Source organism: Pseudomonas soli, from assembly GCF_900110655.1.
Taxonomy (GTDB): domain Bacteria; phylum Pseudomonadota; class Gammaproteobacteria; order Pseudomonadales; family Pseudomonadaceae; genus Aquipseudomonas; species Aquipseudomonas soli.
This window is the reverse complement of sequence record NZ_FOEQ01000018.1, coordinates 45068-56972: the sequence shown is the minus strand read 5'-3', so window position 1 is coordinate 56972 and position 11905 is coordinate 45068. Positions and strand designations below refer to the sequence as shown.

The following is an 11905-nucleotide window of genomic DNA, read 5'->3' as shown; positions in this document are numbered from 1 at the left end:
TAATGAAGAACAACATAAAAGCCACTAACAAAACCAACATATCTGCTCTTGATCTGCTCTTGATCTTGCTTCTAAGTGCGCGATAGTTCAGGCGCCACCAATTGCGACTTCAGGAGGCCGAGTGGAGTTCTTGCGTAGTGGGGCGACGGCCATGGATGGCCGTCGAGCGCTGCGCCCCAGGATGGGGCGTACAGCGCGGTACCCACGGGAGCAAGAACGGAGCGAGGGAACCCCGTAGCGAAGCGTAGGGGCCGTATGAACGGAGCCGAACGGTTTTGCCTACTTTTGTCAAGACAAAAGTAGGTCGCCGTAAAGGCGAAAGGGTGACTAAATGTCGACATCTTCCACGAATGCGCCTACAAAAAACAAAACAATCGCCCCGAACCCGAACCCAAAGAAAAAAGGAACCGCAGCGCCAGGGGAGAACCAACGCCACGGTCCAAGGGGAAACCCCGTCACTGCTGGGTAACAGTCGCCATATTGGCATTCCCGAACTGCGTAATGGTGGCCGTCTGACTAGCCCCACTCTGGTCGACAAATGCCTGGTTCCCATTCCCCCCCTGGGTAACGTAGGCGAGATTGACCCCATCGGTCTGCTTGATGGTCGCCTCGTTGCCACTGCCATACAGCTGGTAGGTGTAGCTCTGGTTACCGCTGCCCGATTGATCGAGGGTAATGCTGCCACCGTTGCCCGCCGCCAGGCCCTCGGCGTAGTTGGCGGTGCCGCGCTGGTCGGCGATGAGCAGGTTGTCGCTGCCGTTCTGCTCGAAGTACAGCTCGTTGTTGCTGTCGGCCTGGCGGGTCTCCATCTGGTTGCGGTTGCCATCCTGGTTCAGCCGGGCGATCTGGCTGTTGCCTTCCTGGGTGAGATTGACCCCGTTGCCATTGCCCGCCTGGTTGATCTGCGCCTGCTGACCAACACCGAACTGCCCGCCAGACTTCTCGCCCTTCCAGTTGCTGGCCATGATCTTGTTGGCGTTGCCCACCGTGCTGATGGTCAGGCTGTGGTTGTCACCGGTCTGGTAGGTGAAGTGCAGGTTGGTGTTGCCCACCTGGGAAATGCTGGTCACCGCCTGGTTGGTCTCGAACTGGTCCGACCAGCTGGCATTGCCGCGACCGGTCTGGCTCAGGCCCGCGCTGTTGGCCTGGCCGAAACTCTGGTCGATATAGCCTTCGTTGCTCTGGCCGTTCTGGTAGACACTGGCCTGGCTGGCGGCCTGGTTGTCTTGCCACACCTCCACCGAGTTGCCGGTGCCGTACTGGTTGATGCCGATGGTGCCGCCCAAACCGTCGCGCTGGTCACCGTAGGCCCAGTTCTGCCGGCCTTCCTGGTAGATGGCGATATCACCGTTCTGGTGGGTCATGTGCTCGGCGGCCGCCTGGTTGTCGCTGCCTCCCTGCATGATCACGCTCTTGTTGTTGCTGCCACCGAACAGTTGCTCGATCGTGGCGTCGTTGCCATGGCCGGACTGCAAGGTGGTGGCCTGGCTGCCGTATTGGGTGTCTTGCCAGATGACCGAACGGTTGCCGCTGCCTTGCTGGACCTGCAGGGCTTCGTTGTTCTCGCCCACCGACTGGCTGGCGAAGGCGTCGTTGAGGCTGCCGCCGGCCTGTTGGTTGATGTGGCTGCCGTTCTCGAACAACTGCTCGGCGTAGCCGGCGTTGAACGAACCGGTGGCGCTCTGCTGGATATGGCTGGTGCTGTTGTCCTGCAGCGCCATGTGGTTGTGGTCGTGGCCAGCCTGGGTCTGTGTGGCTGAGGCGAACGGCGCCTGGGTCTGCTTGACCTCGGCGATGTTCTGGTTGCCCTGTTGGGACTGGGTCGAAGTGCTGTCGTCGGCCATGGCCTGGCCGGCCAGGGCCAGGACGATGGCAGCGCTCAGGGGGGCTAGCTTGTGCATGGTATTGCCTCCAAATCTGACGATGAGGGCCTAGCGGTACTGGGTGATGTGAACCTGCTGGCCGTTGCCGGCCTGGGTCACGGCGCTGTTGAGCCCCGTGCCGCGCTGGTCGATGGTCGCGCTGTTGTAGTTGCCGATCTGCTCGATGGCGGCGCTGTTGCCGCTGCCGCTCTGGCGGATCGTCGCGTCGTTGCCCTGGCCCTGCTGGCTGATCGCGGCCGTCAGGTCGCTGCCTTCCTGCAGGATGTAAGCCTCCTGCGCGCCCCCGGCCTGGACGATGCGGCCCAGCAGGGCCTGGCCGTTCTGGTCGAGGGCGGCGCGGTTGCCGCTGCCCAGTTGCTCGATCACCGCGACCTGGCCGGCGCCGTTTGGCAGCAGGCGCAGCACCAGTGGCTCGCCCAGGTCGCTGCCGGCGGCGAGGTCGGCGTTGTCCATCAGGTCGTCGGCCCAGGCCTGGCCCCCGAGGGCCAGGCAAAGCAGCAGTGGAAACAGGGCGTTCATGGCATCCTCCCGGCGCTACTGCACGACCACGTTGGTGGTGCGAGTGGTGCCCTGGCTGCTGGTCACGGTCGCGGTTGGCGCGGCGGTCGGTATCAGCGTGGTGCTGTTGCTCACCGTCAGGCGCCAGCGGCCGGTGACCGGCACGGTGGTGGTACCCAGGGTCTGCACGCCGCTGGTGGTGGTCACCCGCACTGTGATGGTGTTACCGGTGGTCACCGAGGACGTGCCGCTGATGTCCCAGTTGAAGCGGTTGTTGGAGCGCGCCGTGACCGTCGCCGCGGTCACCGCGAAGGTCTCCTGGGCCGGTCGTGGCGATACCTGCACCGTGACCGTACCAGGCGTCGAGGTGGCGCCGATCGCGTCACGGGCGACGTAGGTGAAGCTGGTGGTAAACGCCGCGGTGACCGTCGCCGGTGGCGTGTAGGTGATCACGTTGCCGTCGGTGCTCACCGTACCGCGCCCGGCCGGGGTCGGCTGGGTGACGCTGGCGATGGTCAGTGGCAGGTTGCCTTCCGGGTCGGTGTCGTTGGCCAGGGCGTTGATGGTCAGGGGCACACCGAGGGTGGCGACGCTGTCGGCCACCGCGGTCGGTGGACGGTTCGGCGCGACGTTGACGGTTACGCTGGTGACTGGCGACTTCAAGCCCTTGGCATCCTGGGCGCGGTAGCTGAAGGTCGCCACCAGCGGGGAGGTGGCCCCGGCCGGTGGGGTATAGGTCACCGCCGTGGTGCCGTTCATCACCACGCCGCCCAGGCCGGTGCCCGGTTGGGTGAGGTCGGTGATGCTCAGCGGCACGTTGCCGTCCGGGTCGCTGTCGTTGGCCAACAGATTGAGGGTGATCGGTATGCCGACACTGGTACTGGCGCTGTCGGCCTGGGCTACGGGGGCTTGGTTTTCGGCCTGTACCGGAGCATTGCCGACCACCACCACCGGCTCCACGTCGAAACCGCCGTGAGCCGACTTGACCGTGATGCTGGCAGGTGGCTGGGACAGGTCGTTGACCGTGAGACTTTGCTGGACTCCGGACTTGGACATCCGCCCGAAACCCTGGACCAGCAAGTCCGGCACTGCGACTTCGTCGCTGGAACGGGCCTCGATCAGCAACTGCTTGGCGTTCCAGTCATAACGCGCCGTGCCCACCTTGACCACATCGCTGAGCTTGCTTGACAGCGAAGTCGGTCGGGTAGTGCCGGCTGGGCTGCTGGCGGTGACCACCACCACCGAGGGGGGCACTGCCTGGCTCAGTTGCTGGCTGAAGAACAACCCGTTGTTGTCGGCGAGCATGCTGAACTGGCAGGGTGAAGGCGGCGAGCCAACCAGCGCCAGGCCGTTGCGCAGGCATAGGCTGGCGCTGTTCGGCGCCTTGGCAAAGACTTCGACGCGAGTGCCGGTGGCGTTGCGCTGATAGGTGGCGCGCTCCAGTGTTGCTGGAGTTTGCTGGCGTGGGTCGAGCACCTTGCCAGAGACGCTGAAGACGTTGGTCTGGATGGTGCCCGCCGGGCCCTGGATGCGCACGAAGTTGGTGTTGTTCGGGCTGCCCGTCACCGCTTCGGTGATGTTAGGGTCGCCAACAAAGGTCTCGCTGGCGCCGGTGTCCGGGTTGACTTCGGTGTAGGGGCCGCCGACACCGCGCAGGAACGGTCCGAGGTTACCGTTCAGCGCGCCGCTGAAGTTGCCGGGCGCACCGATGCCGATGTCGCGAGTGATATTGATCGCCCGCCGGCCTGCCGTGGTTACGTTGACCGTCTCCACGCCATAGGGGTGGGTGATGGTGTAGGTGCCGGCGCTCGGCACCGAGGCGCGGATGCGGATGCGAGCGAAGCTCTGCTGGTCGCCGTTGACCGGGTTTTCTGCGGCGAAGGCCGCTTCCAGGCCGGCGACGTAGACTTCCAGCTCGTAGCCGCTGTTGCCTACCTGCGGAATCGAGGTCTCGGCCAGGAACCAGAACATCTCCGGTGGCCAGTTGTCCGGGAATACCAGCGGCAGGGCATCGTCATACACCCCTGGCTCGGGCAGCAAGGTGCACATGTAGGCCGGAGCGCCTGGAGCGCCCGGTGACCGGGTGCTGGTGGCGCGTGACTGGCACAGCTCAAGTGCGAGGTTGTTGGTGTCCTTGTACCACATGGGGTAGCCCCCGGTGGCGAAGGTGTAGGGGCCGGGGTCGACCTCCGACAGCGCGGCCCAGGCCGCGCTGCTGAGGGTGAGAGTGAAACCTGCGGCGCAGAGCGCGCGACGCGACCAAGTATTCATGCTGCCTCCTTGAAGGCGTGTCCTGTTCATGGCACCAGCACCACGTCTTCGCTGTCGCTGCCGCCATGGGCGCTGGTGACTTGCACCGTCGCTGGGGGGATCGGTGACAGCCCAGTGGTCAGGGTCTTGACCGCGCCGTTGCCGCTCAGGCTGCCGATCAACGCACCGTTGCCGGTGTGGGCTGTGAGAGACGGCGGGCTGGTCTCGTCGCTGCTGCTGGCCACCAGGGTCAGTTGGCCGCTGCCCAGGCTGTATTCGGCGCGGCTGATGGTCACCAGGTCGGTCAGCGGCATCGGTGCGCTGGTCGGGGTGCTGGTGGCGATGGCCAGGCTGTTGTCGGCGGTTACCTGCAAGGTCAGCGGCAAGGTCGGGTTAAGTGGCGACTGGGCGTACCAGGCACCGGTGCCGTTGGCCTCGCCGAGGGGCAGGGTGGGGGTCTGGCTGGTCAGGGTGACCGTGGCGGGCGCCGGCGGCGCCATCACGAACACATCCTGCTGGGCGCGCAGGTCGCCATTCACGGTATGTCGCGAATAGGTGCTGCGCAGCGGGATCAGCGGCGTCGGGCGGTTGACCGTGGACAGCTTGCCGGAGATGGCGAACAGCTCGGTACGCAGGTCGATGCCATTGGGCCCTTCGATGCGTACGAAGTTGGTGTTGAACGGGCTGCCGGTGACCGGCTCTTCCAGATTCGGGTCGCCGATGAAGCGTTCGCTGGCGCCAGTGCCTGGGTTGGTTTCGGTATAGGGTCCGTTGACGCTGCGCAGGAACGGCCCGACGTCGCCCCTGAGTGCGCCGCTGTAGTCGCCTGGCGAGCCGATGCCGATGTCGCGCGTCATGTTGATCGCCCGGCGTCCGCCGGCAGCCACCTCGAACACATCGACACCGTAAGGGTGGGTGATGGTGTACGTACCGGCCACCGGCACATCGACGCGGATGCGCACCCGGGCAAAGCTGACCTGGTCGCCATCCACCGGTTCCTCGGCACTGAACGCGGCTTCGATGGCCGAACCGTAGCTCAGGTCGACGCCGCGGGCGGCATCGACGATGGCGGCGTCGGCAGTGAACCAGAACGCTTCGTCGGGGAAGTTGCTGGGGAAGACCACTGGCTGGGTGTCGTCGAACACGCCGGGCGTGGGCAGCAGCGTGCACATGTACGAGGGCGCGCCAGGAGTACCGGCAACCCGTGAACTCACCGCCTTGGACAGGCACAGGTCGAGCACCCGGCCGTGGCTGTCCTGGTACCAGGCAGGGAACTTGCCGGTGGGCAGGGTATAGGGGCCGGTGTCGACCGCATACAGCGCAGCCTGGGCCGGGAGCTGGAGCAGGCCGGCGAAGATCGCCACGGCCAGCGGGTGGGGTGTCGGTCGGTGCATGAGTTGCTTCCTCCTGCAAACGGGCCCATGGGTTGGGGCGTCTGGGGAGGAATCGGCAACTGTTGTGCCAAGTTTTTGCGGAGGGGCGTCCAGGGCCTTTGCGACGAGGGTTTCAACCTACCGGCAACGATCTGGCGAGGTAGCCATGGTGGGCGGGTGGCCCCAGCATTGGGGAATGGGGTGAGGCTCGGTGTCTGTCGTGGCTGATGACTGCCAGTCAATTCTGAAGCACACTGCCGAAAAATCCGATGCCCGTTGCCCCGCCTGAGCGAGGCACACCAGGAGCACGCAATGGCGCGACAACTTCCAACAACAACCGCCAATGACCCCTTGCAGCAATCTCGCCTGGTCCGCCTCAAGCTTGCCAGCGAAGGCGAACTGCCCTGCGGCATGCTGCGCGACGAGATCGACGCCTCCTGGCGGCGCAGCCTTGGCCATGGCCTGGACTGCCTGCAGGGCGAGCAGGTCGGGCTGGGTATTCGCCACGGCCTGGACCTGAACACGCTGCTGGAACACAACCGCCTGCTGATCGACGCGGCCACTCCCGAGCTGGACTACCTGATCAAGCGCCAGGGCAAGAGCGGCATCGTCATCCTCGGTGACGCCCAGGCCAACGTGCTGACGATCGACGGGCAGAAACACGTCCTACAGCGCGAGGGCCTGCGCGACCTGCACCCCGGCAGTTGCTGGAGCGAGGCCCTGCGCGGCACCAATGCCATCGGCACGGCAGTGGTCGAGGGCCAGGCGACCCTGATCAACTGCGGCGAGCATTACCTGGACCGGCTCAGCCCGTTCTCCTGCACCTCGGTGCCGCTGCGTGATCCGCGTGGCGAAGTGATCGGCGTGCTCGACGTGACCCGTGAAGGGGTCATGGCCCAGCCCCAGGACAGCCTGTCCACGTTGCTGCTCGCCGCCGGCAATATCGAAGGCCGGTTGTTCGGGCTTTACCATTCCGAGCATCTGGTGCTGGCCTTCCACAGCCGCCCGCAATACCTGGCCAGCGCCTGGCAGGGCCTGCTGGCGCTGAGCCTGGAGGGCGAGGTGCTGGCAGCCAACGACAATGCCTGCCAACTGTTGCAGATGCCACGCCAGGCGCTGCTCGGGCGGCGCAGCAGCGACCTGTTGGGCGAGCGCTCGCCGGCGTTCATCGCGCGCCTGTGGCAGGGCGGTGTCAGCAGCGTGCAGACGGCTGCGGGCGAGTTCTTTTTCCGGGCGCTGCAACTGCCACGGCATGCTCGCATCAGTGGCCCGTCCCCGGTCGTCAAACCAGCACCGCCGAAGGCCCAGGCACTGCAAGCGCTGGCCGGGGGCGATGCGCGCCTGGCGCGTGCCTTGCGCATGGCCCGCCAAGGCCTGGCGAACGGGCTGCCAGTGCTGCTGCTGGGCGAAACCGGCACCGGCAAGGAGGTGGTTGCCCGTGCCCTGCACCAGGCCGGTCCGCGTGTCGACAAGCCATTCGTGGCGGTCAACTGCGCGGCGGTTCCCGAGGGGCTGATCGAGTCCGAGCTGTTCGGCTACCGCGACGGTGCCTTCACCGGCTCGCGCCGGGGCGGCATGGTCGGGCGACTGATGCAGGCCCATGGCGGCACGCTGTTCCTCGACGAGATCGGCGATATGCCGCTGGCCCTGCAGGCGCGCCTGCTGCGTGTGCTGCAGGAGCGCCGCGTGGCGCCCCTTGGCGCCGGCGACGAGCAGGACATCGACGTGGCGCTGATCTGCGCCACCCATCGCGACCTCAAACGTCGAGTCGCCGACCAGCACTTCCGCGAAGACCTCTACTACCGGGTCAACGGCGTGTCCCTGCGCCTGCCGGCACTGCGCGAGCGCGACGACCTGGCAACGATCATCCAGGGCCTGCTGGACAAGGCCGGGGCCCGCGCTGTCAGCCTCGACCCGGCACTAGTCGCGCTGCTGGAAAACTTCGACTGGCCGGGCAACATCCGCCAGCTGGAAATGGTGGTGCGCACCGCCCTGGCAATGCGTGAGGAGGGTGAGCAGGTGCTGACCCTCGACCACCTCACCGACTGCCTGCTCGATGAACTGGCCAGTGGCGCCGCGCCGTCCGGCAGCCTGCGCGACAACGAACTGGAACTGATCCGCGCCGCGCTGGCCCGGCACCAGGGCAATGTCTCGGCCGCGGCGGAGGCCCTGGGCATCAGCCGGGCGACGCTGTACCGCAAGCTCAAGCAGTTGCGTGGTTGAGCCATGGGCGGACTGTTTTCCCGATTGATCGAATCCAGCGACCCGCAGTTGATGCGCCAGGCCCTGGCGTGGCTCTACGGCTTCGTGCGCCCGCAGCGTGGCGCCATCGGCGTGCTCCTGGGGTTGTCCCTGGGCGCCTCGCTGCTGGCCCTGGCGCAACCCTGGCTGGTCAAGACGCTGATCGACGAGGGCCTGCTGGCCAAGGATTACCAGACCCTCTGGCACATGGCGGTGATCATGATCGTCGCTGGCCTGCTCGGCACGCTGCTGGCAGGGATCAACCGCTACCTGCACACGCGCCTGTCCGGGCGCATCCTGTTCGCCCTGCGCGACGACTTGTACCGTCATCTGCAACAACTTTCGCCGACCTTCTACGGGCGGCGGCGCACCGGTGACATCCTGTCGCGGCTCGATGGCGATGTCGCCGAGATCCAGCGCTTTGCCGTGGACTCGCTGTTCTCGGCGGTGTCGGCGCTGATCGGCCTGGTCGGCGCGGTGGCCTTGATGCTGATGCTGTCCTGGCAGCTGTCGCTGCTGCTGGCGTTGCTGATTCCGCTCGAAGTGCTGTGGCTGCGCTGGATGCGACGCAAGGTCGAGCGGGAGGTGCGCAGCCTGCGCGAACGCTCGGCGGACGTGTCGTCGTTCCTGGTCGAGACGCTGCCGGCGATGAAGTTCATCCAGGCCGCCGGCCAGCAGCGGCGTGAGGCCGAGCGCCTCGATCAGTTGGGGCAGGGCTACATGGGGCAACTGCTCAGGGTGCAGGTCACCGAGTTCTTTACCCAGGCGGTGCCCGGCACGCTGACTTCCTGGTGCCGGGCCTGCGCATTCCTGGTCGGTGGCTGGTGGGCGATCCAGGGCACCTGGCAACTGGGCGCGCTGATCGCCTTTTCCACCTACATGGGTATGGCCGTCGGTCCGGTGCAGAGCCTGCTGGGCCTGTACGTCGCGGTGCAACGGATGGCCGTGAGCCTGGGACGGGTGATGGAGCTCAAGCGAGAAGCGCTAGCGGTGCGTGAGGTGGACGATCCCCGGCCCATGCCACAAGGGGCCGGGGAGTTGCGACTGGACGGCGTATCTTTCGCCCACGATGGGCGCCAGGGTATGGTGCTGGAGCAGGTGCAGGCCTGTCTGCCCGGCGGCGCCAAGATCGCCATCAGTGGCGCTTCCGGCGTCGGCAAGTCGACCCTGATCGACCTGCTGCAACGCTTCTACGACCCGGATGGCGGGCGCATCCTGCTCGACGGCGTCGACCTGCGCGAGCTTGACCTGCAGGCCCTGCGGCGGCGCATCGCGGTGGTCAGCCAGGACATCGTGCTGTTTCGCGGCACCCTGGCGCAGAACCTGGCCTACAGCACGCCCCAGGCCAGCCGTGAGGAGATCGAGCAGGTGGTGCGCCTGACCCGCCTGGACAGCCTGGTGCAGAGCCTGCCGCTGGGGCTCGATGGTCTGCTGGGCGAACGCGGCCAGCAGTTGTCCGGTGGCCAGAAGCAACGTATCGCCATCGCCCGGGCGCTGCTGCAGCAACCGGCGATCCTGGTGCTCGATGAGGCCACCTCGGCGGTGGACGAAGCCACCGAGCGTGAGGTGATTGCCGCCATCGACCAGCTGTTTGCCGGGCGTACGCGGATCCTGATCAGCCATCGTGCCTCGACCCTCGCCGATGCCGACTTGCACCTGGAACTGCGTGACGGGCAATTGCGCAGCAAGGAGCCCGCCGACCATGGCCGCTGACCCGTGTATTGGCGTGATCGACAGTGGCTGCTCGGCGCAGCAGGCCGATAGCCTGCTCGGCGCGCGGCGCTTCTGGCTTGAGGACGGCGTGTTGTGTGAGGGCGAGCCGCTGCCGGATGCCCTGGGCCACGGCAGCGCGGTGCTGGCGCGGCTGCGGGCCGAGTCCGGCGGCCAGCCGGTGCTGCTGGCCCAGGTGTTCGCCGGGCAGGGCAGCACCAGCGCCTTGCAGGTGGCCGCTGGCCTGTTGTGGCTGGTGGAAGCGGGCGCGACCGTGGTCAACCTGAGCCTGGGCCTGCGCCAGGATCGCCCGGTGCTGCGCCTGGCCTGCGCCGAGGCCGTGGCCGCTGGCGTGCTGCTGTGCGCCTCCAGTCCGGCGCGGGGCGAGCCGGTGTACCCAGCCAGTTATCCCGGGGTTATTCGCGTCACTGGCGATGCCCGCTGCGCCGCTGGGCAATGGTCGTGGCTGGACACTCCTCAGGCCGACTTCGGCGCGGCGGTTGGTGCCGCCGGGGTGGCCGGCGCCAGTCTGGCCTGTGCCGCGTTCACTGGACGGGTGGCGGCCCTCCTGCGCGAGGAGCCCGGCATGACGCGGCAGGCACTGTTGCACTGGCTGGAGCAGCATGCGGCGTTCGTCGGCCCTGAGCGCAAGGAGTCGACCGATGTCTGAGCCGAGCATCCTGGTACTCGGTGCCGGACCTGCGGGGGCCACTACTGCCCTGGGTCTGCGGCGGATGGGCTACGCCGTCACCGTGGTGTCCGACTGGCGCCGTTTCGCCGCGGTGGAAGGTGTTTCGCAACGTGTGCTGGAGGGCTTGCGCCATGCGGGCCTGGGCGCTGCCCTGGCCGAAGCGACCACGCCGGCCACGCGGCAAGTGCACTGGAACGGCGAGCGGCTGCAACCGAACCAGGAGTGGCTGCTGGATCGCCAGCGCTTCGACCAGGCACTGCGTGATGACTTGAATCGTGCTGGTGTCGAGCTCGTCGAAGGGCGTGTGCGAGAGGTGGAACAGGGGCAGGGGTACCGGGTCCAGTTGGACGACGGGCGCGCCTTGCACGGCGATTTCCTGGTCGAGGCCCGTGGTCGTCAGGCCCCGTTGAGCGAAGGTCGCCTGCGCGGGCCGGAAACCGTCAGCCTGCTCAACCTCTGGCAAGCCGAGCCCGGCACGCTGGCCTCGGCAGTGGAGAGCCTGGACGACGGCTGGGCCTGGATGGCGCGGCTGGCCGATGGCCGCTGCTACTGGCAGGTGACGCTGGACGTGATGGCGGCGCGGCTGCCGGGCAAGACGGCGTTACCCGAATACTGTGCCGGGCGCCGCCGTGGCTCGGCGCTGGTGGCGCAACTGTTTGGCGAGCAGGCCTTTGCCCCTGCCCAGGTGCATGCACGCAGCAGCACCGCGATTCTTGTCGGCAACTGCGCAGGTCCTGATTGGCTGCGGGTTGGCGATGCGGCGATGGCGGTCGATCCGTTGTCGGGCAATGGCATCTTCCAGTCCTTGTCCTCGGCGCTGCAGGCGCCCGTGGTGATCAATACCCTGCTGCAGCGGCCCGGGCAGGCGGCCTTGGCGCAGCGTTTCCATCAAACGCGGATCGAACAGCTGTTCCTGCGTTTCGCCCGGATCGGGCGCGACTTCTACGCCCAGGAAGCGCAGCGTGGCACGCAGCCGTTCTGGGCTCGCCGCCGAGGCTGGCCGGATGCTCAACCGCTGCACGCGGCGGCAAACTGGCAGGCGGTGCGGGTGGAGCCCCGCCCGGTGCTGCGCGATGGTTGGGTGGAGGAGGCCGAAGTGGTGGTGACGGCTGATCAGCCGCTGGGGGTGTGGCACCTGCAGGGTGTCGAGCTGGCGCCGGTGGTTCGCGGGTTGCAGGCTGGCATCGGCCTGGAGCGCCTGGTGACACAGGCGCACCAGCCGATGGTCGAGCGCTGGTTACGCGAACAGGGCTTTTGAT

8 protein-coding genes are annotated in these 11905 nt (G+C 66.9%); 4 read left to right on the top strand and 4 right to left on the bottom strand.

Translation table 11 applies throughout. The features are described from left to right. Nucleotides 1–455 precede the first annotated feature (455 nt). From BMY03_RS24975 to BMY03_RS24960, 4 genes are read right to left on the bottom strand one after another with little or no spacing between them, the layout of a single operon-like run. Nucleotides 456–1901, bottom strand: a complete 1446-nt coding sequence (locus tag BMY03_RS24975; protein ID WP_094012551.1) for a curlin — start codon at nt 1899–1901, stop codon at nt 456–458. Nucleotides 1902–1931: 30 nt separating this feature from the next. Next, a complete protein-coding gene (locus BMY03_RS24970) occupies nt 1932–2402 on the bottom strand; it encodes a curlin (RefSeq protein WP_094012550.1) in 471 nt (156 codons plus the stop codon). A gap of 15 nt (nt 2403–2417) precedes the next feature. Next, the gene (locus tag BMY03_RS24965; protein WP_094012549.1) at nt 2418–4652 is read right to left on the bottom strand and encodes an Ig-like domain-containing protein; all 2235 of its coding nucleotides are present in this window, start codon (nt 4650–4652) and stop codon (nt 2418–2420) included. Between the two features lie 26 nt (nt 4653–4678). Next, on the bottom strand, nt 4679–6025 hold the full coding sequence (locus tag BMY03_RS24960) for a hypothetical protein (RefSeq protein WP_038706267.1): 1347 nt from the start codon (nt 6023–6025) through the stop codon (nt 4679–4681). 291 nt (nt 6026–6316) lie between these two features. On the opposite strand from BMY03_RS24960, the gene BMY03_RS24955 reads away from it, so the two are divergent. Genes BMY03_RS24955 through qhpG form a run of 4 tightly spaced genes read left to right on the top strand, consistent with a single transcriptional unit; the run spans nt 6317 to nt 11904 of the window. Next, complete coding sequence (locus BMY03_RS24955; protein ID WP_094012548.1) at nt 6317–8227, top strand: sigma-54-dependent Fis family transcriptional regulator; 1911 nt, start codon at nt 6317–6319, stop codon at nt 8225–8227. Nucleotides 8228–8230: 3 nt separating this feature from the next. Beyond that, a complete protein-coding gene (locus BMY03_RS24950) occupies nt 8231–9958 on the top strand; it encodes an ABC transporter ATP-binding protein (protein ID WP_094012547.1) in 1728 nt (575 codons plus the stop codon). Further along, the gene (gene qhpE / locus BMY03_RS24945) at nt 9948–10625 is read left to right on the top strand and encodes a subtilisin-like serine protease QhpE (protein WP_094012546.1); all 678 of its coding nucleotides are present in this window, start codon (nt 9948–9950) and stop codon (nt 10623–10625) included. Before BMY03_RS24950 ends, qhpE begins: the two co-directional genes overlap by 11 nt. Then, nucleotides 10618–11904 (top strand): flavin-dependent monooxygenase QhpG, encoded by a 1287-nt coding sequence (gene qhpG / locus BMY03_RS24940; protein ID WP_094012545.1) that lies wholly within the window; start codon nt 10618–10620, stop codon nt 11902–11904. The genes qhpE and qhpG overlap by 8 nt, the downstream gene beginning before the upstream one ends. Nucleotide 11905: the final 1 nt, after the last annotated feature.

What these genes read in the sequence shown, in the direction of transcription:
- BMY03_RS24950 (WP_094012547.1), top strand. Translation starts at nt 8,231, where the DNA reads ATGGGCGGACTGTTTTCCCGATTGATCGAATCCAGCGACCCGCAGTTG.
- qhpE (WP_094012546.1), top strand. Translation starts at nt 9,948, where the DNA reads ATGGCCGCTGACCCGTGTATTGGCGTGATCGACAGTGGCTGCTCGGCG.
- BMY03_RS24955 (WP_094012548.1), top strand. Translation starts at nt 6,317, where the DNA reads ATGGCGCGACAACTTCCAACAACAACCGCCAATGACCCCTTGCAGCAA.
- BMY03_RS24960 (WP_038706267.1), bottom strand. Translation starts at nt 6,025, where the DNA reads ATGCACCGACCGACACCCCACCCGCTGGCCGTGGCGATCTTCGCCGGC.
- BMY03_RS24970 (WP_094012550.1), bottom strand. Translation starts at nt 2,402, where the DNA reads ATGAACGCCCTGTTTCCACTGCTGCTTTGCCTGGCCCTCGGGGGCCAG.
- BMY03_RS24975 (WP_094012551.1), bottom strand. Translation starts at nt 1,901, where the DNA reads ATGCACAAGCTAGCCCCCCTGAGCGCTGCCATCGTCCTGGCCCTGGCC.
- qhpG (WP_094012545.1), top strand. Translation starts at nt 10,618, where the DNA reads ATGTCTGAGCCGAGCATCCTGGTACTCGGTGCCGGACCTGCGGGGGCC.
- BMY03_RS24965 (WP_094012549.1), bottom strand. Translation starts at nt 4,652, where the DNA reads ATGAATACTTGGTCGCGTCGCGCGCTCTGCGCCGCAGGTTTCACTCTC.